This is a genomic window from Bacillus paramobilis, from assembly GCF_038096195.1.
Classification (GTDB): domain Bacteria; phylum Bacillota; class Bacilli; order Bacillales; family Bacillaceae_G; genus Bacillus_A; species Bacillus_A mobilis.
This window is the reverse complement of record NZ_CP151108.1, coordinates 3157953-3183336: the sequence shown is the minus strand read 5'-3', so window position 1 is coordinate 3183336 and position 25384 is coordinate 3157953. Positions and strand designations below refer to the sequence as shown.

Genomic DNA, 25384 nt, shown 5'->3' with positions numbered 1-25384 from the left:
ATGATTGTTTTCTATGATAGTTGGTGCCCGATGTGTACGGCGGTTGCAGAACGTACGAAAAAACTAGATAAAAAGGGTAAGATGCAATTTGTTTCATTTCGAGATGAAGATGTAGTTGAGAAGTATGAACTTTCTCAAGAACTACAAAGCAAGATGGAACAAAGATTGTATATTTTAAAAAATAATAAGTGGTATGACGGGATTCATAGCATACATGTATTAGCAAAGTCCGTTCCATCTTATTGGTTTGCCGTTCCATTTATAAAACTGTCTATCGTACTTGGATTTGGAAGTAAAGTATACGATTATATCGCTAACAATAGAAAACTTGTCCCAGTTGGACATTGCCGCGGTGGGGTTTGTGAAATCCCTACAAAAAAATGAAATCATCGTTATCTTTCTTTTGCACCTATTAATAGAGCGTGATATGATGAATTTGGAATGAAAGTTGAAGGAGAGATTACAAGATGTCAAATGCTTATGAAGAATACATGCGCCAAATGGTAATCCCAATGCGTCAAGAATTAGTACGTTCTGGGTTTGAAGAGTTAACTACAGAAGAAGCTGTAACTGAATTTATGGAAAACACGGCAGGTACAACTTTAGTAGTTGTAAACTCAGTTTGTGGTTGTGCAGCTGGTTTAGCACGTCCATCAGCAGGTCAAGCAGTTGTTCGTGCTGAAAAACAACCTGATCATCTTGTAACTGTATTCGCAGGCCAAGATAAAGATGCTACTGCAAAAATGCGTGAATACTTCGGAGAAATTCCTCCATCTTCACCATCTATGGCATTGTTAAAAGGAAAAGAAGTTGTTCACTTCATTCACCGTCATGAAATTGAAGGTGCAACTATGGACGAAATTATTACGAACTTAGAACAAGCTTTCGAAAAGAATTGCTAAAGAAGGGGGAGAGTAAATCTCCCTCTTTTCTTTATATAGAGGTGAAAAAATGATCGTAACAACAGCAGGAAGAACGAACAAAGAAATGACAGATTATGCAAACAAGGTAGCAGCAGAATTAAATGTTTCTTTCGTTAAACGTAATGACATACCAGTATATAAACTACATGAGCAGTATGAACAAGATGTACTTGTTGTAGGGAAAAACCGATTAGCAATTTATCCAAGAGGAACGGAAGAGTCGTTTTTCTTTCATCCAAACTCAGCGATGTTTCGTGTGAAAAGGTTAATGCGCGGAGAACACGATCCGTTTGTACAAGCCACGCAATTAGAGAGTGGAATGACAGTGCTAGATTGTACGCTCGGTATGGCATCAGATAGTATTGTAGCTAGTTATATTGTTGGTGAAAGCGGAAAAGTAACGGGACTTGAAGGCAATGAATATATGGCTTATATTATGGAAAATGGTTTAAAAACATGGTCTTCATCCGTTTCTGAAATCGATGAAGCAATGCAACGAATCGATGTGAAGCAAACGGAGCATTACGCATTTTTAAAACAATGTGAAGATAATAGTTATGATGTCGTTTACCTTGATCCAATGTTTGAAGAAACTGTTATAGAATCAGATGGAATAAAAGGATTAAAACACTTCGCTTTGTATCATGATATTACTGATGAAACAATTGCGGAAGCGAGGCGTGTGGCGAGAAAGCGTGTCGTTCTGAAAGATCATTTCCGTAGTTCTAGATTTGAAAAACATAATTTTCACGTAAACAAAAGAAAAAGTGCTAAGTTTCACTTTGGTGTAATTGACCCTTGCTAATTGTTTGAAAAGATGTATAATAAGCAATAATTAATTAAATATACTGTCTGTGATGAAGAGAGTAGTCTTTTTTGGAAGGAAAGCGAGCTAGGGATGGTGTGAGCCTAGTGCGGAATAAAAAGATGAAGCGCACTTCGGAGATGCTTCTTGAACGAATAGTAGAGAAAGCCGAGGCACCCTGTCCTCGTTATAAACGGGAAAGTGGTTCGTAATGAACAACAAGGGTGGTACCACGGGTTTAAACTCGTCTCTTTTTTAGAGACGAGTTTTTTGTGTTTTAAAAAATAAGGAGGTTGTAGTATGGATTATAAAACGCAGTTTGCGGAAAGTTTATCTAATATTTTCACGAATGAATTAACGAAAAACCAAAATTTAGATTTAATCGAAACGCCGAAACAAGATGAATTCGGAGATGTAGCATTTCCATGTTTTTCACTTGCGAAGCAATATAAAAAATCACCAGCTATTATCGCAAAGGAAGTTGCGGAGAAGTTAAGTGATCCATTTTTTACGAAAGTAGAGGCCGTTGGTCCTTATGTAAATGTCTTTTTTAATCGTGAAATTGTAAGTGATGCAGTATTAAAAACGGTTTTAGCGGAGAAAGAAGAGTACGGTCAAAATTACTTTGGCTGTGAAAAAACGGTAGTTATCGATTATTCCTCTCCTAATATCGCGAAACCTTTTTCAATGGGGCATTTACGTTCTACAATGATTGGAAATTCACTGAAACATATTGCTGAAAAATGTGGTTATGAAGTTGTAGGAATTAATTATATTGGGGATTGGGGAACACAGTTTGGAAAGTTAATTACCGCCTATAAAAAATGGGGAAATGAAGCAGTAGTTAAAGAGGATCCAATACGTGAATTATTTAAGTTATACGTTCAATTCCATGAAGAGGTAAAAGACGACGAAGAACTAGAAGAAGAGGGGCGTGCTTGGTTTAAGAAATTAGAAGAAGGTGATAAAGAAGCTGTTGAGCTTTGGAATTGGTTCCGTCATGAATCCTTAAAAGAATTTTCTCGTATTTATGAACTTCTAGGTGTTGAATTTACTAATTTTCAAGGAGAAGCTTTTTATAATAACTTAATGGAAGATTTTATTGGGATTTTAGAAGAACATGATTTGCTTGAAGAGTCAGAAGGCGCGTTAGTCGTTAATTTAGAAGAAGAGGGAATGCCGCCTTGCTTAATTAGAAAATCCGATGGCGCAACGATTTACGCAACACGTGACTTAACGGCAGCGTTATATCGTCAAAACACATATGCATTTGATAAAGCACTTTATGTAGTTGGCCCGGAACAAAGTTTACACTTCAATCAATTTTTCACTGTATTAAAAAAGATTGGCTACAATTGGGTTGATGGCATGGAACATGTACCGTTTGGGTTCATTTTAAAAGACGGTAAGAAAATGTCGACACGTAAAGGAAGAGTTATTTTACTTGAAGAAGTACTTGAGGAAGCAATAGACCTTGCAAAACGAAATATTGAAGAGAAAAATCCAAACTTAAAACAGAAAGAAGAAGTAGCAAAGCAAGTCGGCGCTGGTGCAGTTATCTTCCACGATTTAAAAAACGAGCGTATGCATAATATCGAATTCTCATTAGAAAATATGCTGAAATTTGAAGGGGAAACAGGTCCGTACGTACAGTACACACATGCACGTGCTTGCTCTATTTTAAGAAAAGAAAGTGTGGAATTTGAAACGTGTACGTTTGCATTAAAAGATGATCATAGCTGGAGCGTCGTAAAATTACTGAATAAGTTTCCGCAAGTAATTGAAGCAGCCTTCAACAAAAATGAGCCATCAATCATTTCAAAATACGTATTAGATGTAGCACAATCGTTTAATAAATACTACGGTAATGTTCGTATATTAGAAGAGAGCGAAGAGAAAGACAGCAGACTTGCATTAGTGTATGCTGTGACAGTTGTATTAAAAGAGGGATTACGTTTACTTGGGGTGGATGCTCCTGAGGAGATGTAAAATAAATAGGTATACGTATCATAGTAGATAATGTATGCCTATTTATTTTTATAGAAAATGTGAAAGCAGAAGTTTAATTTTATTAAATTTAAACTTTTCTAGAATTGTTTCAAGTGTAGGAATGTCCTTATTAAATGGAGAATTGTAATGTCATATATATAAAGGGGGCATTAAAATTGGAAACGTACGATTGGAACAGTAAACTAACATATTTAAAAAATACAAGAGATTTATATTACAACGACGATTATGTAAGCTTTTTAGTAAATATGGTTTGGAAGATTACTAAGCCAGTACATATCGTTGATTATGGTTGTGGATATGGTTATTTAGGCTTAGTATTAATGCCTTTACTTCCAGAAGGGTCAAAGTATACAGGCATTGATAGTGGAGAAACATTACTAGCTGAAGCGAGAGATCTGTTTTGTTTACTTCCGTTTGAGTCAGAATTTCTTGAGGGAGATGCTACAGAGATTGAATTGAACGATACATACGATATAGCAATTTGTCATGCTTTCTTATTACATATGAGTTCGCCAAAAACGATACTACAAAAAATGATGCATTCAGTTAAAAGGGGCGGAAAAATAATCTGTTTTGAACCACATTGGATATCAAATATGTCTTCATACTCTTTAAATGGAGAGAATCAATCGGAAATTATTAGACTAGGTACTTTGCAGCAGTTATTTGAAAGTGACATGCAGAGAAGCGGAAAAGATGGAAATATTGGTATGAAAATACCGATGTTTTTAAGTGAACTAGGTGTGAAAAATATTCAATGCAGAGTAAGTGATAAAGTGAACTTTTTAGATTCTAATATGCACCATAATGATAAACAAAGTTTGTATCAATCATTAAAAGAAGAGGGGATTGCAGGGAATCCAGGTGATAGGCAGCAATTTATAGAGCGTTTAATGACTAGAGGATTAACATATAATGATGCGCTAGCTCAATATGAAGCTGAACTCCGATTTTTTAAAGCGTTTCAAATGCACTCTTCTTTAGTATATGCTCCGAATATGAAAATTACATTTGGTGACATAGAATGTTGAAAGATAGCGATTTATTGAGGATTGTCATTTTTGTCGGTAAGTCGATATCCACCGTATAATCGCTGATAAATTTTGAAAATCGCCGATATAATTTCATGTATGGATTCCAGCTTCCAATAGATAAGATCCTCATGTTACGTTATTCCATATAATCAAACAAAATACAGAGAAAAACAATCATTTTTACTATATTTTGTTATAAATTCGAATAATATTAAATAATACTATCCATTATAGGAGATTTTAGTTGAATACCTACAATATGATGTGTAAAATCTAAGCAAGTAGCAGTGCAAATAAATATTCGAGGTGAATACATGCTAGATTTTAAGCAGTTAGATGCTTGTTTGAAAGACAAGAGATTTATAGATGGATTACAGGAAATAAATAATGAAATTTTATATATAAAAGAAAAGAATACTTTATCTTATTTGAAGAATTGGATTGCTAGTGTTCCTTCACATAAGGAGTTTGATACATTAATACGTCTTACTGATGAAGGACTTATGCACCAATACAGTTCATTCCTCATTCGCTACGCCTACAAAAAATTCCCAAATATGAGAACGCTCTCTTTATATTGTGATGAGTTAATTGATGAGCGGAAAATACTTGAAGTAGAACAGTTGTTAAAAGAATCATTAGAAGAAGTAAATAAAGAAGAAATAGAAGCTGATCTTTTAGCGAAAACATATTTTACGTTAGTACGATGTCTGTTGGAAATGAAACGAAATGAAGAAGCCCTAATCTATATGCAAAAGGCAGAGGAGTACAGTGCACGTGCCGTTTTTGATAAATGGGGCTACGTCTATATGCATACAGGTGAATGGGAGAAAGCAGAAGAGCAATTTATAGCTGGCATGCAGCATAAAGATTGTGAAGAGTTATCTACCTATTTATTATCACAGTTATATGCGAATCAAGGAGAACAAAAACGTGCATTACAGCTAATTAATGATGCGATTGTAAAGTTCCCGCAAGTACCATATTTTCATTTTGAAAAGGTAAAATATTTATTAGATTTAAGGAAGTATGAAGAAATGTTAGCGGTAATAGATAACTTAAATAATCAACTTCCTTATCATGCGTATAAAGCTTACTTTGTACATTTACGTGCAGAAGCGCTTTACAAAATGAATAAACTTGTAGATTTACAACAGTTATTAAAAGAAGAAAAAAGTTTAAAAGAATCTTTATATCATAATTTAGAAAAAAATCCAGATGGAAAAAAGGTGCACTTACCGATAGTTCCCATTGTCCAAAAGGATAATTATTGTGTTCCGACAAGTTTAGAAATGATGTTGCAATTATGGGGAGAAAAACGTACACAAGATGAAATAGCAGAATTTATTTTTGATATGACAGGCTCGAAGTTTTCAGATACTGTTTCTTATTTAGAAGAATTAGGTTATGAATATCGTTATTTTAAAGGGAATGAGGAAAATTATAAGAGACTACTTAATGAAGGGATTCCTGTTTTATTAAGTATAGATATTGAGCATGCTTCACATGTGCAAGTGCTATCTGGATATGATGATACGTTACAAGTTTTTTATGTTCAAGATCCGAACTTTATAGAACCAGTTATTGTGGAATATAGTAAGTTACAAGAAAAATATCGTTACACAGGTTGTTTAGCGATTACGTTTGTTCCGAAAGAAAAGAAGGAGCAACTAGCATTTTTAAATGAAGAAGAAAATCATTATTTTAAATCTGTTTTTTCTCTTACGGATCATTTAGATGAACATGATCAAGAGGGGATTCATAACTTAGTACAATTTTTAAAAGAGACGAGTGATAATCCGAATACGTGGTTATATACGGTTAAGCATTTAGATGTTGAAGTAGATAATGAGTTTATTATATCTTGTATTGAAAAGTTAATGGAGAAGTTTCCGAACTCGGATTTTGTTAAATTGCATGGTGCGCAGTGCTTTATTCGCCTTCAAGAATTAGAAAAAGCCGGGCAAATGCTGATAAGTGTTGAGAAGAAAAATAATCGTGCTTTATATCATTTAATAAACGGAAGATATGCTTTTGAACAGGAAAGTTATATAGAAGCGATTTCAAGTTTTCGTTCATCATTACAATTAGACGCAGATCAGCCGATTGCTTGGAGTTTTCTCGCTTTATCATACATGTATATCGATCAATCTGAAAAGGCGTTGCAGTTTTCTCAAGTTGCTTTAGAACGTAGTCCAGAAAGATTCACTTTAACGAATCATGGGTTAATATTAATAGATTTAGAAAGATATGAAGAAGCGTATGAAATTTTTAATGACCTATTAAGAGAGAATAAAAGTGAGGCACATGTATGGTATGAGCGCGCGAGATGTGCGCATCATTTAGGGAAATTACATTTAGCGATAAAAGGGCTTAAAATAGCGATTCATTTGGATAGTAATGCACCTTACATCTATACAAAACTTTCGGAAATATACGAGTCTGATTTGAAGGATGAGGAAAGTACGAAAGAAATTTTATTAAAAGGTATTGAGAATTGTGACGATAAGGCACCTCTATACGTAAAACTCGGTGACTATCATTTTCAAAATGATAGTCTGGAAGAAGCAGAAACATTGTATAATCGTGCTTTAGAAGAAAATCATGATGATGTTTATTCTCACTTTGGACTTACGCAAGTTTATATGGCGAAAGAACAGTACAAGGAAGCGAAACAATATATTCTCGGTATTGAAAACCAAATTGAAAAGAGCCAAGATTTTCTTATGAATGCGGGAATGGTTCTATGGGATGCTGAGGTTGAACTTGGTGGAAATGAAGAAGGGTTTAAAGTAGCTTTGTCTAAGTTAGAGAGTGGTATAAAGCAGAGCGAATATAATGTGGCAAGTGCGTTAGATGAATATGTGAATAGAATTAAAGGAACAGTATTTGTACAAAGAGGTATAGCATTCTTAAGAACGTTACACAAAGAAAGAAATAAAATAAGCGAATACGGTTGTTATACAGGTATTTTATATGAATCTATTGGGCAGTACGGCCAAGCGATGAAAAGGTATAATAAGTCGATAGAACAAAAGGAAACGGCATTACCTTATTACCGAATTGGTGAAACACTCATGGCATTAGGGCAATTGACGGAAGCAAAACAAGCGTATGAAACATGTTTAGAGCTTGATGAGAATTTCGTAGGTGTACATTTACAGCTTGCGGAAATATACGAAAAAGAAGAAAACCGTTCTAAAGAACAAAGTCATATGGTTCAGGCGATGAAAGAAGAGCCGATGCATATTAATATGGAATATTTGGCACAGCTTTCAGTAGAAATGAATCTTCAGGAAGAGTTACTGACGGAACTAGAACAATTAGCGGACGAAGTACCTGAAATATGGCGATTAGATGCGATTGCATATGTGTATGGAGCGATGGATGAAATAGATAAAGAACAAGTACAGATTGAAGAAGCGCTACAATTAGATGGTGAGCATATAGAAGTTCTATATCATTATGCAAAAGTGTTAGTGAAAAATAGAAATGAAAAAGCAATTGAGATTGCAATGAAAGTGATACAAAAAGATGCAAATAATGAACGTATATTTGATGTATATGTAAAATCGATAGAACAACATAAGAAATTGTCTAACATACGAGATTTTCTTCATACGTTAAAAGTGAAGAAGGCAGATAGAAGTATGGCATTTATGTATGCTGCATCTGCAGTTACAGAAAGATGGATTGAACGTCAACAAAATGAACAGCCGAAGAAATCCATAATTACGAGAGCTTTTTATCGTATGAAAAACCGTGCGAAAGAAATTTCGATTATTACTACAATCATTGATTTGTATGAAATTTCGTTAAAGTTAAATCCGAAAAATAGTATGGCAGCGCAGCGATTTGCACTATTTTACGAGAATGTGGCGATGTATAAAGAGGCGATAGATGTATTGCAAACATCGTTAGAAAATAGATGGGATTACGATGTAGCAAAGCAACTTGTAAATCTATTCATAGAGTGTGAGGAAGAAGATATGTTACGGGATGCTTCAGAATTAACGAAGCAAATGGTTCGAGAGTTACCAGATGATTATGATACGCTTCTTTTACAAGCACAAGTATTCTTTAAAATAGGGGAAGAAAGAAAAGCAGAAAAGATTACCTTACAATTAACGGAGCAAACACCTTTTGTAAGTAGAGCGTTTCTTGCTTTAGGAGAAATGTATCAAAGTCAAGAAAGGTTTGAAGAGGCGATTCATATATTAGAAAATGCTTCTATACATCATCCAAATGAAACAGCGATTCTTCTTTCTTTAGCATCTTCATATCATGGTGCCGGACAAACGATAAAGGCAGAAAAAATAGCAAATGAAGTATTAACAATTGATGCGAGTGATTTGTTAGCAAGATACGATCGTGCTTGTTATTTAGCGCAGTTAAACAGAATTGAAGAGGCGAAGGAAGAGCTTGAAATTGTTCTTCGTGAGGATGAATCCGGATTCTTTGCTGAACTTATCGAGGATGATGAAAATTTAGCAGCATTGCGAGAATTTGAAAAGTAATTGTATAAGAATCGCGAAAAAGGGTATAAATAAAAATATATTTCGAATTAGTTGACAATTTGTTGCCCAATGGCATAAAATAGCTTTTAACAAAGTATACAAATCTGAAGACGAGAAAGAGTAAAATAGTGTACTGTTCCCCAGAGAGCCGGTATGTTGCTGAAAGCCGGTGTTCAGACGTTATTTGAAAATCATCTCCGAGGAGCCGAGGCTGAAAATAAGTAAGCCCGGACGGATGTCTACCGTTACAAAGAACACGTATGATAGTACGTTGCTAAGTGCTATTAGCGAAGAGCTAATAGAATTAGGGTGGTAACGCGGTTAAACCCGTCCCTACTTCATAGGGACGGGTTTTTTGTGTGCTTTAAAACATTCAAAAGGAGTGATTGTAGATGAAGAAAGTAGATGTAAAAGAGTCAGCTGTTGGGAGAGAAACACGTATTCGTAAGCAGTGGAACGAGCAAAGTATTTTCGAGCAATCAATTCAGAATCGAGAAGGCGCACAATCTTTTGTGTTTTATGAAGGACCACCAACGGCGAATGGATTACCGCATGTAGGTCATGCACTTGGACGAACAATTAAAGATGTAGTAGCAAGATATAAAACGATGGCTGGTTATAAAGTGTTAAGAAAAGCGGGATGGGATACACATGGTTTACCTGTAGAATTAGGTGTTGAGAAGCAACTTGGTATTTCTGGTAAACATGAAATTGAAGAGTATGGAATTGAGCCATTTATTCAGAAGTGTAAAGAAAGTGTATTCACATATGAGAAGCAGTGGCGTGAATTCACTGAAAGCATCGGTTATTGGGTAGATATGGATGATCCATACGTTACGTTAGAGAATCCATATATCGAAAGTGTATGGCATATTTTAGGAACGATTCATGAAAAAGGCTTATTGTATAAGGGACATAGAGTTTCACCATATTGCCCAAGTTGTCAAACTTCACTAAGTTCACATGAGGTTGCACAAGGGTATAAAACAGTAAAAGATTTAAGTGCAACAGTTAAGTTTAAAGTGAAAGATAGTGAAAATGAATATTTCTTAGGGTGGACAACGACACCTTGGACACTTCCAGCAAATGTTGCGCTCGCTGTAAATCCAAATATGGAGTACGTGAAAGCGAAACAAGAAGGTCATGTATACATTGTTGCGAAAGAACGTGTACAAGATGTATTAAAAGAAGACTATGAAATATTATCTGTTCATAAAGGTGATGAATTAGTAAACACATCTTATACAGCACCATTTCCAATGAAAGAAGTTACGAATGGCTACCATGTTATTGAAGCAGATTTTGTCACGGCAGATAGTGGTACAGGACTTGTTCATATCGCTCCAGCATATGGGGAGGACGATTATAGAGTCGTTCAAAGTGAAGGATTGTCATTCTTGCATGTTGTAGATGAGAAAGGTGAGTATACAGAAGCTGTACCATTTTTGAAAGGGAAATTTGTAAAAGATTGTGACGTGGATATCGTTCGTTATTTAGCGAAGGAAGGCTTACTATATCATAAAGAAAAGTATGAACATAGCTATCCGCATTGCTGGCGCTGTGATTCACCACTTCTTTATTATGCAGGAGAGAGTTGGCTAATCCGAACAACTGCAATTAAAGATACATTTTTACAAAATAACGATTCTGTTACTTGGTATCCAGACCATATGAAACATGGACGCTTTGGTAAATTTTTAGAAAATATGGTGGACTGGAATATTAGTCGAAATAGATATTGGGGAACACCATTAAATGTATGGGAATGTGAAAGTTGCGATCATCAATTCGCACCGAAAAGCATTGCTGATTTAAGAAAGCATAGTACGAAAGAAACACCAGAAGATTTAGAATTGCATAAGCCGTATGTAGATGAAGTGCAAGTTTGCTGCGAAAAATGCGGAAGTACAATGAATCGTACACCAGAAGTAATTGATGTTTGGTTTGATAGTGGTTCCATGCCATTTGCTCAATATCATTATCCATTTGAAAATAAAGAGTTATTTGAAGAGCAGTTTCCAGCAGATGTTATTGCAGAAGGCATTGATCAAACGCGCGGCTGGTTTTATAGTTTATTAGCAGTATCAGCACTATATACAGGAAAAGTGCCTTATAAGCGAGTGTTATCGCTAGGGCATGTATTAGACGAAGAAGGACAGAAAATGTCTAAAAGTAAAGGAAATGCACTAGATCCAGTTGATTTAGTAAATCAGTTTGGTGCAGATGCTTTAAGATGGGCGCTACTCGTTGACAGTGCTCCGTGGAATGCGAAGCGTTTTTCTGAAAGAACAGTACTGGAAGCAAAATCTAAATTTGTAGATACATTAGTCAATGTGTATAGCTTCTACGTTTTATATGCAAATTTAGATGAGTATAATCCGAAAGAAACGTATGATGTAAAGCGGACGAAATTGGATGAATGGGTATTATCAAGATTGCATAGCACGACGAAAAAAGTGAGAACAGCACTTGATGAGTATCAATTTACGAATGCAGCTCGTGAAATCGCGGCGCTTGTAGATGAAGTAAGTAACTGGTACGTAAGACGATCACGTAATCGTTTCTGGGAATCTGGTATGAATGCAGAAAAAGCAGCTGCGTATGAGACACTTCATGAAGTGCTTGTGACAATTAGTAAATTAATCGCACCATTTACACCGTTTGTCGCTGAAGATATTCATTTAAATTTAACTGGAAGTAGCGTTCATTTAGAGGATTATCCAGTTGTGAACGAATCACTACTTCAGCCGAAATTAGAAGCAGAAATGGATGCAGTTTTACAAGTTGTTGAACTTGGAAGAAGTAATCGTAATCAGCATTCTTTAAAAGTAAAACAGCCGTTAGCGGAACTTGTATTACTAGCACATAATGAGAATGATATGGATTGGGAATCGTATCGTGATATCGTCATGGATGAACTAAATGTCAAAGCGTTCCATGTTGAACTCGATGAAACGAAATATACGTCCTATCAATTAAAGCTGAACTTTAAAACAGCTGGGCCGAAGTTTGGTAAAAATGTGAATGCATTAAATGGCTGGCTAAAACAATTATCAAAAGAAGAAGTACAACACTTTGTATCTACAGAAAGAGCAGTTTACGAAGCTGCACCAGGAGAAGAAGTAGTGGTAACAGCTGAAGATGTATTAGTAGAGAAAGTTGCAAAATCAGGATTCTCTAATACGACTAACGGAAAATATACAGTTATGTTAGATACGAATGTAACGGAAGAATTGTTACAAGAAGGAGTAGCGCGTGAATTCATTCGAGCGGTTCAAGAATATCGTAAGCAGTTGAATTTACCGGTTAATTTACGAGTCGATGTTATTCTTGATACAGAGGAAGAACTAAAGCGAACGTTAACGAATCATAAAGAGTTGTTGGAAGAAAACTTACTCGTTAAGCAATTTACATTTGATCATTTAACAAAGGAAGACGATGAACTATCTTTAGGTGAAGCAAAAGTTCGAATTAAATTAAGCGCGGCTCATTAAAGAAAAAAGGAAGTTGGAATCATTCCAACTTCCTTTTTCGTATGGAGGTAAATTAACTAGCTAATTTCCTCATAATCCATTCGATAGGTCCTCTAGAAAATTTCTTTCTCCATAATACGCTAAACAAAATACTGGAAATGAAAAATGCAGTAGCAAATAATAAAACGAATAGTAGTGATTGATGTTCCATTCTATTTAATAGAATTAATGTCCCAATACCGATAAATACATGACTGACATAATGAGTTAACGTTAATTGTCCTGTTTGTACAATGGAAGTGACAAACCAAGTATTACTATATTTTTCAGCGATATTGAGGCATATGATTAATATAGTAATAGCGGATCCTGTAGCAGATAAAATATATAAAATGTTTGGTAAAATGGGTCCTGTATTAAATAAAAATGTGGCGGCTTCTTTGCCGATGTATGGAATAAAAAAGTGTGTAAGTCCTTTTGATAAAAGTTCTGTTAATATTGTGATTGTAATACCCAGTAAGAGTAATCTTTCTTTAATTTTCTTATTATGAAGATCTAACCTGCCAATTATCATACCGATTAAGAAGAACGAGAACCAAGGAAAAATTGGGTGATACCCATTAAAGAATAAGTTGCGAAGAAAACCCTTTATTGTCCAGAAGTCTACATAATTTATAAATGGAGTTGGACCTCCCCAGCCCTCGAAAGTATTAAAAGTAAGCTGAAGAGATTGTGCGATGAGTAGGATAATAATAGATAGCAATAGTAATACTTTTTTGCGTACTGTAATGAGTAATGCAGCAATGAAAAGGTAAACACCGTAATAGTGTAATATATCCCCAGTCCACTCCATTACATATAGTAGTAATCCTAAAATAAATAAGAAAAGTGATCGTTTCCAGATGGTCTTTCGGCTATTAGAAATTTTTATTTGTTCATTGCTAGCAACGGCTGACCTAGTCATTAAAGTTATACCGATGCCTGCAAGTATAACAAACAAAGCAGAAGCTCTACCTTCAAATATTGACATGAAGGTTATTAAAAAAGGGGGACCATTTCCTTCTGCACCTGTTATTACCATGAAATTGACAAGTAGCATACCAAACATCGCCAAAGCTCTAGCAAAATCTAAGCCGATAATGCGCTTATTAGTATTCACTTCAATCCCTTCTTTCAAAAATGCTATTTACAGCTTCAATCCAAATTTGTTTATAATCTATCTTTGCGTCAATCATCATAAAATTTCCGATATTATCAAGCACTAATGCTAACATATGAGCTTTTGAAACTAAATTTTTATTTTCAATTAATTGAAGTTCATTTGCTTTTGTAAGGAGTACTTCAAATCCATGTAAATATTCTGTTTGCACAGTTAGTAATCGATCTTTGTACATATTGTTTCTGGAAGATAGTAATACATACTCTTGCAACACACGATTAAAATAAGGGTCGTTTCGCTGTTCATCAATTATTTTAAGACCAATTGCAGTGCATTTTTCAATAAAATTTGGTTTCGTAAATTCTTCTGTATGAAAATACGAAGAGAACTGCATCGCTTTACATAATTCTGTAAAAATACATTCAATTAAGGCATCTTTAGACTTAAAGTAGTAATATATAGATGGTTTTGCGATACCAACCTCCTCACCAATCATCGTATAAGTTGTTTTAGCAATACCGTACGTAGCAAAAAGGCGATAACTTGCTTCCATTATTGAAGAGAGTGTTTCTTCACTTTTACTCATATAGTTCCTCCTAAAAAAAGGTTATTAACATCGTATCATTCATAAGTGATTTTTTCAACCTACCGTTAGGTAAAAAACGGCCTATTTTTTTACACAGTAATATGAAAAGTTTCGGGGGGAAGGGAAGGAATGGATTTAGAAATTTCTTTCTAAAGTATTGTTTTTACTTTACACATAAATATTGAGAAAATTTCACTCACCCTAAATGGAAAGGTAATAGAATTGTTTATAGAGAATTACTCGTAGATTCAATTTTTATCCCCCCATTTTGTGGGGAATGATTGCCTAGTGGTAATGGGATAAGGTTGAGCTACTTTATTAGGGGGAGTGGTTCTATGTTTAATAAAAAAATGGTGGCAATGGCAATGACTGTGCCATTAGTAATGGGGACGATTTCTACGGTTTCGGCATTGGAAAAACAACAGCAAGTAAAGCTAGAAGCTTATTCACCGCAGAAAAAAGCAACTGAATATTTAAAAGAAAATGCTGCGCAGTATGGATTGAAAGCTGACCTCTCAGACTTGCAATATATTTCTACAACAGAAACGTCAGTAGCTTCATATGTTAGGTTCCAACAAGTTGTTAATGGTGCACCTGTATTTTCAAAACAAATAACAGTTACGCTTAACGGAGAGGGAAAGGGAGTACTCGCTGTTTCTGATTATCAGCCTGTTACAGGTGTGAAGGAAGTAACGACAAAAATTAGTGAAAAAGATGCAATACAAAAATCAATGGCGTATGTTGGAGAAGCAAGTGAGCAAAATTTATGGGCTCCTACAGATAAAGAGTTCGGATATATTGTTGAAGAAGGAATTGCTCGTCCAGTATATAAAGTTGTAGTCCATTCTAATAATCCATTTGGTGCATGGGAAACATTTATTGATGCAGAAAATGGAAAGTTAATTAAAAAGGTTGATATAAATCGAAAAGCTGAAGGATCAGGAAAAGTATTTTTACCTAACCCAGTCGTATCTAGTGGTAGTAAAGTTGGCCTAAAAGATAATAATGATGCAGATTCAACAGCTCTAACGAACCAATTGAAGACTGTTACGTTAAAAGGTTTAGATGGAACAGGATTTTTAATTGGAGAGTATGTAACGATTTCTTCAAAAGCAAAAACAAAATCTACAAACTTACAATTTAACTATACACGTGCAAATGATAGCTTTGAAGATGTGATGTCGTATTATCATATCGATACATTACAGCGTTACATTCAAGGGTTAGGTTTTAAAAATATTAATAACCGTTCGATAAAAGTGAATGTTAATGGTACAACTGATGATAACTCATTCTATTCTCCATCAACAAAAGCTTTAACTTTCGGTACTGGAGGTGTTGATGATGCAGAAGATGCTGGTATTATCGCACATGAGTATGGGCATTCGATTCAAGATAACCAAGTTCCTGGCTTTGGTAGTTCAGCAGAAGGTGGAGCGATGGGAGAAGGATTTGGCGACTTCTTAGGTGCTACATATGAAGATGCAGTATCGACTACTGGATATGGTAAAGCATGTGTTGGAGAATGGGATGCGACAGCTTATTCTAGTTCAGATCCAACATGCTTACGCCGATTAGATACGAATAAAGTATATCCGAAAGATATAACGAATGAAGTGCATGATGATGGTGAAATTTGGGCGCAAGGTCAATACGAAATGGCACAAGCTTTTGGACGTGATGTAGCAACGAAAATTATTTTACAATCACATTGGTCATTAACACCAAACTCTAAATTCCGTGATGGAGCAAAAGCAATTAAGCAAGCGGATGCTCTTTTATATGGAGGACAACATGCTGCTGATATCGATCGTATTTGGGCAGCAAGAGGAATTAGTACGAATTAATGTAAAAAGTCGTGGCATTTATAAGCCACGACTTTTTAATTTGCTTATGAACTGGTACTAGTAAAGGTAGCTAAATGAATGGTAGTGTGGATTTAGCTACATTCGTTTATTTTTTCTCATCTTTAAAAACAAAATGCTCTTTAAATTTTCGAGACTCAACTTTTTGACCATTTCTCATGGAGCGGAAAGGGTGTTCTTGCCAAGTAATGATTACATCAACTACATCTGCTTTTGTAGAAACTGGAAAATTAGCATGTCTAAATCCAGTTTTTCCACTTGCTAAACGACTTTCCTTTAGGGAAAAGAGTTCATATTTCGTTTTTGTTTTTGGCTCGTTGCGGAATACTTCGACTTGTACGTTATATACTTCACTGTTTCCAACATTTTTTACTGAAAATTGATATGTATTAAATTCATCTTTTTTAGCTTGAAGCATATTTTTATCATTGTTCTTCGGTTCATCAATATTCACTTTCCATTGATCAGAGTTTTGGGAGATCGGTAAAGCTTTTGGTGAGTAGGCGTACGTTTCATTCACTACAATTAGACATAACAAAAGAAGAAAGAAACTAATCGCTTTTTTCATATAAACACCTCGCTATGAAATTTTTAACCCGCTATTTGCCGGACAGTCAGACCCTCCACCTCAAAATTGAGGGAAAGTAAAGAAGTTAGGTGGGGGGCGGGCTTCCCGTAAAAGCCCGATTGGTGAGGGCTGATAATCAGTGGGGAAGAACAAAATCCCCATTGATTAAAGTTTCACTTTATTAATATGCGTAAATAAAACGGTAATTATGTAATAAAATGGAAATTGGGTGATGCTTTGATCCAGATGAATTTGAAAAAACTTGAAGAGGTAGTAGGTGGTGAAGGGTTACAAGAATCGTTTCATCATATAGAGATACATGGTGTCTGCATAGATTCCAAAAGCATTAAAGAAGGAAATGTATTTGTTCCAATCATTAGGTTGAAAGATGGACATGATTATGTGAAAGAGGCAATGGATAATGGAGCTGTCGCTTCCTTATGGAAAAAGTCTTATGGTACTCCTCCAAAAGGGATGCCAATTATATTTGTAGATGACACTTTGCTTGCTTTGCAACAATTGGCACAATTTTACCGAGAAGAGCTAAATGTAAAAGTGATTGGAATTACAGGGAGTAATGGCAAGACAACGGTAAAAGATATTGTAAACACGATTTTAAGTACAATTTATCGTGTGCATAAAACAAAGGGGAATTTAAATAGTCAAATCGGTTTGCCGTTAACAATTTTAGAAATGAAACGAGATACAGAGTTTTTAATACTTGAAATGGGAATGAGTGAAAAAGGACAAATTCGAAACTTATCAAAAATAGCGCAGCCGGATGTAGTGATCATTACAATGATTGGCCAGTCTCACTTAGAAACGCTTGGATCAAGAGAAGAGATTGCGAAGGCTAAATTAGAAATTATTGATGGATTAAAAGATGAAGGATTATGTTTGTATAATGGTGATGAACCATTGCTTTTGAAAAATAAGAATCTATTGAGTATAAAGTGTAAGGCATTTGGTGAAAAGTATACAAATGATTTGTTTCCAACAAACGTGAAATTAGATGGATATGGTGTTCATTTTAAATTAAATGATTCAAAAATACAGTACGATGTTCCCTTACATGGAAAACATAATATTTTAAATACAATTGTCGGAATCGCCGTAGGTCAATTTTACAATATCTCTACAGAAAAAATACAGGAAGCATTGCGGCAAGTAAATATTACTCATATGCGCTTTCAATTTTTAACTGCCAAAACAGGTTTTACAATTATTGACGATGCGTGGAATGCTAGTCCCTCTTCAATGAAGGCTGCAATTGAAACGTTACAGACATTAAATGCCTATAAGAAAAAAATGATAGTAATTGGGGATATGTTGGAGTTAGGGAAGAATGCTGAAACATATCATAGAGAAATCGGTAAAATGTTAAATGAAGAGAGCATTCAATATGTATTTACTTATGGAGAGTTAGCTGAAATTGTAGCGGAAGAAGCAAGAAAGAAATATGATACAGGAAAAGTACAGTCATTTAATAATAAGACCAAAATAGCAGAGGAAGTATTAAAAGTAATAACGGAAAATGATGTTGTATTATTGAAAGGCTCACGTGGAATGGCTTTAGAGGAGATTGTACAAAATTGGATATGAAAAATGAAAATATATTTAAAAAGGCTTGCGTTTTATAAAGCGAAGAGATAGAATACTCTGTAAATATAAAAAGTGATGATCAGGAAAAGTACATGGTGCAAAGGTCTACAGAGAGCAGCCGGTTGCTGGGAAGGTTGCGATACCGCATGATGGAAAGACACCTGTGAGTGTTGCTTTGAACGTGATTATTAGTAAAAGCAAACGGTACCTACCGTTATCAGGGCTAAGATGGTCATTATGACAATTTGGGTGGTACCGCGGAAAAATCCGTCCCTATTTATAGGGGCGGATTTTTGTATTCTTTGAAAGGAGGTGAGTGATCGTGGATGATGACGATGACAACAACAATAACGTAAATAAATATAAAATTACTGGAGGGAAAAATAATGGAGTCAATAATGAAGCGTTCACTCACAAAAGAATGTAAAAAGCAAAGTGGAAAGGTTGTATTACTTCAAGGATGGGTAAAAAAGATTCGTCATCTAGGTAATGTTAGTTTTTTATTAATAAGGGATCGCTCAGGAGTTATGCAATGTGTATTAGAAAATGAGTTAGCTGGATTTAAGGTAGATGTGGAAAGTGTCGTTCAAGTAGTTGGTCAAATAGTAGAGACTTCGAAAACAGAATTAGGAGTTGAAGTGCTTGCTCACGAAGTGAAAATATTAAATGGTGCAGAACCACTTCCATTTGAAATAAATAAAAAGAAATTGCAAGTTGGCTTAGATCAACTACTAAATGAGCGGGTATTATCATTAAGACATGAGCGAATCGAGGCGATATTTAAAGTGAAATCTACACTCGTTCAGAGCTTTAGTGAATTTCTTGTAGAGAACGATTTCACACGTATATTTACTCCGAAAATTGTTTCGCAAGGGGCAGAGGGAGGAGCAAATGTTTTTAAACTTCCATACTTTCAAAAAGAAGCTTATTTAGCACAATCACCACAGTTTTATAAACAAATGATGGTAGCTGGAGGGTTAGAACGTGTTTTTGAAGTTGCCCCTGTTTACAGAGCGGAACATCATAATTCTTCCCGTCATTTGAATGAATATATATCGTTAGACGTAGAACTTGGATTTATTCATGATTTTTATGAAGTGATGCAATTAGAAACGGATGTTTTACGATATATGTTTCAACAAGTAGCAAAAAACTGTGAAAAAGAACTACAACTATTACAAATAGAAGTACCTGCAATTACAGAAATACCGAAAATTACATTGTTAGAGGCGCAAGAAGTTTTGAAAAATAAGTACCTAAAAGAATCGCCAATTGGGGATTTAGATACAGAAGGTGAAAAGTTACTAGGAAAATATGTGAAGGAAACATATAAGAGTGAGTTAGTTTTCATTACACATTATCCGAAAGGAACTAGGCCGATGTATACAATGCCGAATAAAGAGAATTCATCTATTACTGATTCGTTCGACTTATTATATAAGGGATTAGAAATAACATCAGGGGCACAGCGAATTCATGATTATGAAATGTTACTTGCTTCTTTTAAAGAAAAAGGATTACATCCAGATAAATTTCAATCTTATTTAAATACATTTCGATACGGTTGTCCCCCGCATGGTGGTTTTGGAATTGGATTAGAGAGAGTTGTATACAAACTATTAGAATTAACAAATGTACGAGAGGCGAGTGCTTTTCCAAGGGACTGTACAAGACTTATCCCTTAATAATAGGGGAAGGAAGTATATCCGTTGTGCTATTTAATAGTACAACGGATTTTTTATTTCTTCATTAATATAATTCAACACTTTCTCATCAAATTTTAATATATCCCTTGACAGTTACACATATAACCGATATACTTCATATTAATTTCAAAAGAAAATATATTCTAAATATTTAATTGTGTTGAATAGGAGTAGTAAGGTCGTATATTTGTACAGAGAGCTATGGGTTGGTGTGACATAGTCAAATGACATCCTGAACTCGCCTAGGAGCAGTAAGGTGGAACGGAATCACATTCTTAGTAAATCTTAACGGTTAACCTTCGATATTAGGTTTGTAATCAAACGATTACTACTAAGGTGGATTCATAATGGAATCAATAAGGGTGGTACCGCGTTAAGTAAATGGCTTAGCGTCTCTTTATATAGAGACGCTAGGCCATTTTTTTATTTTATGGAAATAGAAATGGAGGGTTTATTCGGATTGGTTTATAGAATTTAATTATTTATATAAAAAGATGTAATTAGGAGGAAAATAAGATGAAACAGACGGAGCAATGGACTTCGAAATTAGGGTTTATAATGGCTGCAGCAGGATCTGCAATTGGACTAGGCGCAATATGGAAGTTTCCTTATATCGCTGGGAAGAGTGGGGGAGGAGCATTCTTTTTAATCTTTATATTATTTACTGTATTAATTGGACTACCACTACTTATAGCTGAATTTATGATTGGACGCAGTACGCAGAAACAAGCAGTTGGCGCATTTAAAAGTATCGCACCTAATACAGGATGGCACTGGATTGGACGCCTTGGCGTTGGAACATGTTTTATACTACTTTCGTTTTATAGTGTTGTAGGTGGATGGGTACTAATTTATTTATTCAGAGGAGTAACTGGACAACTTATAACTCCGGGACAAAATTACGGTTCGTTATTTACTGAAACAATTGGAAATCCCGCTTGGGCGATTATGGGGCATTTCGCTTTTATGTTCATTACGATTTGGGTTGTATCAAAGGGTGTACAAAATGGAATTGAAAAAGCAAGTAAATATATGCTACCAGCATTGTTCGTTTTATTTGTTGCTCTTATTATTCGCTCGTTAACACTTGATAATGCAATGCAAGGTGTGAAGTTTTTCTTACAACCAGATTTCTCAAAGATTACTTCAGAAAGTATTTTGTTCGCAATGGGCCAATCATTCTTTGCGATTAGCATAGGAATTTCGATTATGGTTACGTATAGTTCGTATTTAAATAAAAAAGAAAGTTTACCAAAATCAGCAATAACAATTGTTGGATTGAATTTATTTGTTTCACTATTTGCAGGTCTTGCTATTTTTCCGGCCGTATTTTCATTAGGAATGGAGCCAACAGAAGGGCCTGGATTACTATTTATCGTATTACCATCAGTATTTAGTCAAATTCCATTCGGTGGGTTTTTCTTAACAGTATTTCTCGCACTATTTACATTTGCGACATTAACATCAGCATTTTCTCTATTAGAGACAGTTGTTTCAGCATTAGCAAATGGTGAACAAGAAAGAAGAACGAAATTATCATGGATGATCGGTTTCAGCATTTTCTTAGTGGGTATACCATCCGCACTATCATTTGGAGTATGGAGTGATATTACAATTTTTGGAAAAAATATTTTTGATGCAGTAGACTTTTTATCTAGTAATATATTAATGCCACTCGGAGCGCTATTTATTAGTATTTTCGTTTCATTCAAAATGGAAAAAAAGGTGCTAGAAGCAGAGTTTTTTGTAGGTGGAAATTATGGAAAGAAAGTATTTACTTGTTGGGCGTTTTTACTTCGATTTGTAGCGCCACTTGCAATAATCATCGTCTTTTTAAACGTAATAGGAATTATTTAATGTCAAATGTTATAATATTCAGTAAAAAATGAGGTGATGATTATAAAGGCGAATTTGATAGAAGCAGGGAAATACATGAATATTAGAGGGAAAAAGCTATACGTTGAAACGCATGGAAATCCTAAAGATAAACCAGTCTTATTCTTGCATGGTGGACCGGGAGAAAGTTGCTATGATTTTTCATTTCATCAAGCGGAACGTTTAAAAGATTCTTTATATGTAATTATGATTGATCAAAGAGGTGTTTGTCGCTCAGAAGAAATTACTGAGGACGAAGCTTTTGGATTAAATGATTTGATTGAAGACTGTGAGGAACTAAAAAAAGTATTACACATTGAGAAGTGGTCTGTAATTGGACATTCTTTCGGTGGATATGTAGCATTGTTATATGCGTCGATATATCCAAGTTCAATACAGAGAATAATATTTGAAGGGCCAACTTTTGATTTTGCATTAACAAGTAAAGCTTTGTTACAAAAGACAGGGCATTTATTAAAAAAATATGGAAAAGAAGAAGTAGCAGAAGAGTCCCTTGCTTATTCTTCTAGCAATGCTAGTTCAGAAGAGTTGCTAGAAGCTTATATAAGACTAAGTGATAAATTAGAAGAAAAAAGAATGGAGATTTACAATTATAAGGAAGATGTGACAGACGAGAGTTTATATAGTGATGAAGTGTGGGAAGTATTTTCAAATCGCTCCAAAATTCATTTTGATAGATTAAAAGTAGAAGGAGCAGTTCATACTTCATTATTACAAAAAATAAAAGAAATACAAAATCCAATGTTATTAATTGTAGGAAAATACGATGCAGTAACGTGTGAAAAACAAATTGATACGTTTAATAAAGATGCTCAAAATGGAGAGTATATTGTATTCGAAGAGAGTGGCCATACACCACATTATGAGGAAGCTGATCGATTTGCTGAAACAGTCATTCATTTTTTGAACTAAAAAAGAAGGAGCGCTTCGTATAATGCGAAGCGCTCTATTTTAAATTTCTGGATGAGTGATTGTAATATTAGGCCATTTATCTTGCCAATTCTTTTTATTAACTCTATTTTTGTACATATGTATTCGTTCTTTCGATTCAAGAAAATGAGCTGTCGGTTTCACTTGTAATGAGAGCACATCTTCAATCCCGCATGGGGCCGTTAATATGACGTTGTTTAGTTCGTCAAGCGTAACTCCTAAAGCAGTTGCTGTTTCAGGAAATTTAGAAATAGCATCAACAGAAGAAGAATACGGTGGCATATTATTCACTACATGCATACGAGCTTGATTTTTTACCGACCAAGGGATCGTAGCATCAATATTCTTTAATTTCGTTTCTAATGATTGTTCGTATATCTCATCTTTATGTAGACTATCATAATAAATCACATCAACATCAGGCATAGCCGTTCTAGCTTCGTAATTATGTAAAGTATCCCAAATTTTAGAACGAACAAATCCGGCACAAATCCACCAATCAGGTAGTTCTAGTGATTTGGCCATTTGTAATACATTCATCATCCATTCGTCGTTTTCTATTAAGCGAACGATATCTTGCTCTGTTTGTATCTTCATTGATAAATCCACCTTTCTAGTAAATTAATGCATCAGTTCAATAATCCATAAAATCCAGTAAGCACCTGGTACGAACAACAGTTGTGCGAGTAAAGTACCGAGAAGTCTAGATATCATTAGCCAGCCATACATTTTACTCATAGATTCAGCGCCATTTTCTGATTGTAAAGCGCGTTCTGTCAAAAGTGCTATACGTGGATCGAGTAACACTGTTAATAAAATTGTAGCAAAACCATTCACAAGGCCAGAAGCTGTACTTGCATTTGTTGCGTAATCTGGATTTAGAAAAGAGGCATAAAGGGCAGAAAGAACCCCTGCTGTATAAATTGCAGTAGCAAACATGTTAATAAGCATAATACGCTTTGGGATACCACCAATGCGTAGTCTATGAATCATTTCTAACTTTGGAAACCGTACATATCTTTTTGTGTACTTTAATTTTTGAATGTTATTCGTTTTCATCATTCGAATGAAAGAACCGTCTGTTTCAAAGTTTTGAATGACGTATCCAAATAGTTTGGTCAAAGTTGGATATAGTAAAATCGCAAGTAATGTACCGATAGAAGCAGATAATAGTACAAGTCGTATAATATGCTCTAAATTAATAGAAGAATCTAATTTTGCTTCATCGACAATTCCACCGATTAAAAAGGCTTGTAGTAAGTTTGATGTTCTTGAAATAAGTAATACCATCCCTACAACAGATAAAGCAACGGCAATCTTTTTCAAACGAACTCCTGCTAATCGAATACTATAAGAACTTGTTTCGACTGCGTGAATTATAATTGTAAAGGCCATTATAAAAATTAACGTAATTGACATTTGTTTCACCAGTTTCTATTAAAATAATTATAACTTTTTTACTTTACCATATGTATCTTTTTTTGTAACTGAAAGTATGTGACATAGGAAAAGTAATTTTTCAGAAAAAAAGATAATGATAGTATTATAATAAAAGAAGAAGTGGGAAAAGCTGTTATATGTTACGTATAAAGTAAAATGAGTGGGGGATTGAAACATGTACACAACATTTCTATTTGATTTAGATGGAACATTGACGGATCCGAAAGAAGGAATTGTAAATTCAGTATTGTATGCATTAAAAAAGCTTGGAATTGAAGAATTACATATAAACGAGTTAAATTCATTTATTGGTCCGCCCATTCAGCAATCATTCGTAGAGAGATACAATATGAATGAAGGAGAAGTTGAACGAGCTGTTTTTTATTTCAGAGAGTATTTAAAGCAGCGTGGATTGTTAGAAAATAATGTTTACGAGGATATTCCAAATCTTTTAAAACAATTAAAAGATACCGGAAATCGTTTATTTATAGCAACTTCAAAGCCTACTATATTTGCTGAACAAGTTTTAGAGCATTTTCAACTAACGAATTATTTCGAAGGTATTATTGGAAGTAATTTAGATGGTACGAGAATAAAAAAAGAAGAAATTATTGCTCATATTTTACAAACAAATGAAGAACTTAATAAAGAAGAAATTGTTATGATTGGAGATAGAAAACACGATATCATAGGGGCGAATTATAATGGAATTGCTTCAGTCGGTATATTATATGGCTATGGTAGTGAAACAGAATTGACTGAAGTTGGTGCGACTTATATAGTAAAGGATGTAAAAGAACTACATCATTTTTGTTTAGAAAATAGTTTGGTAAAGTAGTAAATATAGAGACTAAACATCCCTTTATA

Annotated in this window: 18 protein-coding genes and 4 other annotated features; of the genes, 13 read left to right on the top strand and 5 right to left on the bottom strand. The window is 34.6% G+C overall.

All coding sequences use genetic code 11. The features are described from left to right. From AABL52_RS16290 to ileS, 7 genes are all read left to right on the top strand, one after another. Nucleotides 1-384, top strand: coding sequence for a thiol-disulfide oxidoreductase DCC family protein (locus AABL52_RS16290; protein ID WP_000634892.1), 384 nt, complete (start codon nt 1-3; stop codon nt 382-384). Nucleotides 385-467: 83 nt separating this feature from the next. Then, complete coding sequence (locus AABL52_RS16285) at nt 468-902, top strand: BrxA/BrxB family bacilliredoxin (RefSeq protein ID WP_000063705.1); 435 nt, start codon at nt 468-470, stop codon at nt 900-902. Between the two features lie 49 nt (nt 903-951). After that, nucleotides 952-1728, top strand: a complete 777-nt coding sequence (locus AABL52_RS16280) for a class I SAM-dependent methyltransferase (RefSeq protein ID WP_341517945.1) — start codon at nt 952-954, stop codon at nt 1726-1728. A 40-nt stretch (nt 1729-1768) separates the two neighbouring features. Next, nucleotides 1769-1983: a binding site (T-box leader), on the top strand. A gap of 45 nt (nt 1984-2028) precedes the next feature. Beyond that, nucleotides 2029-3717: an arginine--tRNA ligase gene (gene argS / locus AABL52_RS16275; RefSeq protein ID WP_341517944.1), complete on the top strand. Its 1689-nt coding sequence runs from the start codon at nt 2029-2031 to the stop codon at nt 3715-3717. Between the two features lie 176 nt (nt 3718-3893). Beyond that, on the top strand, nt 3894-4772 hold the full coding sequence (locus AABL52_RS16270) for a class I SAM-dependent methyltransferase (protein WP_341517943.1): 879 nt from the start codon (nt 3894-3896) through the stop codon (nt 4770-4772). Nucleotides 4773-5089: 317 nt separating this feature from the next. Then, the gene (locus AABL52_RS16265) at nt 5090-9292 is read left to right on the top strand and encodes a tetratricopeptide repeat protein (protein ID WP_341517942.1); all 4203 of its coding nucleotides are present in this window, start codon (nt 5090-5092) and stop codon (nt 9290-9292) included. 98 nt (nt 9293-9390) lie between these two features. Beyond that, nucleotides 9391-9630: a binding site (T-box leader), on the top strand. 54 nt (nt 9631-9684) lie between these two features. Beyond that, nucleotides 9685-12786 (top strand): isoleucine--tRNA ligase, encoded by a 3102-nt coding sequence (gene ileS, locus AABL52_RS16260; protein WP_341517941.1) that lies wholly within the window; start codon nt 9685-9687, stop codon nt 12784-12786. Nucleotides 12787-12838: 52 nt separating this feature from the next. On the opposite strand, the gene AABL52_RS16255 is transcribed toward ileS, so the two are convergent. Together AABL52_RS16255 and AABL52_RS16250 are read right to left on the bottom strand one after the other, a co-directional pair. Further along, complete coding sequence (locus tag AABL52_RS16255; protein WP_341517940.1) at nt 12839-13924, bottom strand: DUF418 domain-containing protein; 1086 nt, start codon at nt 13922-13924, stop codon at nt 12839-12841. A 1-nt stretch (nt 13925) separates the two neighbouring features. Next, a complete protein-coding gene (locus AABL52_RS16250) occupies nt 13926-14510 on the bottom strand; it encodes a TetR/AcrR family transcriptional regulator (RefSeq protein ID WP_016088090.1) in 585 nt (194 codons plus the stop codon). Nucleotides 14511-14845: 335 nt separating this feature from the next. Between AABL52_RS16250 and AABL52_RS16245 the strand changes: the two genes are divergently transcribed. Continuing rightward, complete coding sequence (locus AABL52_RS16245; RefSeq protein WP_016088089.1) at nt 14846-16357, top strand: M36 family metallopeptidase; 1512 nt, start codon at nt 14846-14848, stop codon at nt 16355-16357. Between the two features lie 106 nt (nt 16358-16463). Here the strand turns inward: AABL52_RS16245 and AABL52_RS16240 are convergent, their stop codons facing one another. Continuing rightward, nucleotides 16464-16943 carry a hypothetical protein gene (locus AABL52_RS16240; RefSeq protein WP_341517939.1) on the bottom strand — a complete coding sequence of 160 codons (480 nt, stop codon included), beginning with the start codon at nt 16941-16943 and terminating at the stop codon, nt 16464-16466. Between the two features lie 246 nt (nt 16944-17189). On the opposite strand from AABL52_RS16240, the gene AABL52_RS16235 reads away from it, so the two are divergent. The 4 genes from AABL52_RS16235 (at nt 17190) to AABL52_RS16220 (ending at nt 23059) form a co-directional block, all read left to right on the top strand. After that, a complete protein-coding gene (locus tag AABL52_RS16235; RefSeq protein WP_341517938.1) occupies nt 17190-18545 on the top strand; it encodes a UDP-N-acetylmuramoyl-tripeptide--D-alanyl-D-alanine ligase in 1356 nt (451 codons plus the stop codon). Between the two features lie 66 nt (nt 18546-18611). Further along, nucleotides 18612-18823: a binding site (T-box leader), on the top strand. Nucleotides 18824-18931: 108 nt separating this feature from the next. After that, nucleotides 18932-20230 carry an aspartate--tRNA(Asn) ligase gene (gene aspS, locus AABL52_RS16230; protein ID WP_341517937.1) on the top strand — a complete coding sequence of 433 codons (1299 nt, stop codon included), beginning with the start codon at nt 18932-18934 and terminating at the stop codon, nt 20228-20230. Nucleotides 20231-20402: 172 nt separating this feature from the next. Further along, nucleotides 20403-20651, top strand: a binding site (T-box leader). A gap of 116 nt (nt 20652-20767) precedes the next feature. After that, entirely contained in the window at nt 20768-22108 is a 1341-nt protein-coding gene (locus tag AABL52_RS16225) for a sodium-dependent transporter (protein WP_341517936.1), read from the top strand. A 36-nt stretch (nt 22109-22144) separates the two neighbouring features. Continuing rightward, a complete protein-coding gene (locus AABL52_RS16220) occupies nt 22145-23059 on the top strand; it encodes an alpha/beta fold hydrolase (RefSeq protein ID WP_341517935.1) in 915 nt (304 codons plus the stop codon). 39 nt (nt 23060-23098) lie between these two features. On the opposite strand, the gene AABL52_RS16215 is transcribed toward AABL52_RS16220, so the two are convergent. Together AABL52_RS16215 and AABL52_RS16210 are read right to left on the bottom strand one after the other, a co-directional pair. Next, nucleotides 23099-23674 carry a nucleotidyltransferase family protein gene (locus tag AABL52_RS16215; protein WP_341517934.1) on the bottom strand — a complete coding sequence of 192 codons (576 nt, stop codon included), beginning with the start codon at nt 23672-23674 and terminating at the stop codon, nt 23099-23101. Between the two features lie 24 nt (nt 23675-23698). Then, complete coding sequence (locus AABL52_RS16210) at nt 23699-24496, bottom strand: lipid II flippase Amj family protein (protein ID WP_016134364.1); 798 nt, start codon at nt 24494-24496, stop codon at nt 23699-23701. A 196-nt stretch (nt 24497-24692) separates the two neighbouring features. Here AABL52_RS16210 and AABL52_RS16205 point away from each other — a divergent pair, with 196 nt between their 5' ends. Then, entirely contained in the window at nt 24693-25355 is a 663-nt protein-coding gene (locus AABL52_RS16205) for an HAD family hydrolase (RefSeq protein ID WP_341517933.1), read from the top strand. Nucleotides 25356-25384: the final 29 nt, after the last annotated feature.

Coding starts and splice junctions, on each gene's coding strand:
- AABL52_RS16290 (WP_000634892.1), top strand. CDS start 1: ATGATTGTTTTCTATGATAGTTGGTGCCCGATGTGTACGGCGGTTGCA.
- AABL52_RS16285 (WP_000063705.1), top strand. CDS start 468: ATGTCAAATGCTTATGAAGAATACATGCGCCAAATGGTAATCCCAATG.
- AABL52_RS16280 (WP_341517945.1), top strand. CDS start 952: ATGATCGTAACAACAGCAGGAAGAACGAACAAAGAAATGACAGATTAT.
- argS (WP_341517944.1), top strand. CDS start 2,029: ATGGATTATAAAACGCAGTTTGCGGAAAGTTTATCTAATATTTTCACG.
- AABL52_RS16265 (WP_341517942.1), top strand. CDS start 5,090: ATGCTAGATTTTAAGCAGTTAGATGCTTGTTTGAAAGACAAGAGATTT.
- ileS (WP_341517941.1), top strand. CDS start 9,685: ATGAAGAAAGTAGATGTAAAAGAGTCAGCTGTTGGGAGAGAAACACGT.
- AABL52_RS16250 (WP_016088090.1), bottom strand. CDS start 14,510: ATGAGTAAAAGTGAAGAAACACTCTCTTCAATAATGGAAGCAAGTTAT.
- AABL52_RS16245 (WP_016088089.1), top strand. CDS start 14,846: ATGTTTAATAAAAAAATGGTGGCAATGGCAATGACTGTGCCATTAGTA.
- AABL52_RS16240 (WP_341517939.1), bottom strand. CDS start 16,943: ATGAAAAAAGCGATTAGTTTCTTTCTTCTTTTGTTATGTCTAATTGTA.
- AABL52_RS16235 (WP_341517938.1), top strand. CDS start 17,190: ATGAATTTGAAAAAACTTGAAGAGGTAGTAGGTGGTGAAGGGTTACAA.
- aspS (WP_341517937.1), top strand. CDS start 18,932: ATGGAGTCAATAATGAAGCGTTCACTCACAAAAGAATGTAAAAAGCAA.
- AABL52_RS16225 (WP_341517936.1), top strand. CDS start 20,768: ATGAAACAGACGGAGCAATGGACTTCGAAATTAGGGTTTATAATGGCT.
- AABL52_RS16220 (WP_341517935.1), top strand. CDS start 22,145: ATGATTATAAAGGCGAATTTGATAGAAGCAGGGAAATACATGAATATT.
- AABL52_RS16215 (WP_341517934.1), bottom strand. CDS start 23,674: ATGAAGATACAAACAGAGCAAGATATCGTTCGCTTAATAGAAAACGAC.
- AABL52_RS16210 (WP_016134364.1), bottom strand. CDS start 24,496: ATGTCAATTACGTTAATTTTTATAATGGCCTTTACAATTATAATTCAC.
- AABL52_RS16205 (WP_341517933.1), top strand. CDS start 24,693: ATGTACACAACATTTCTATTTGATTTAGATGGAACATTGACGGATCCG.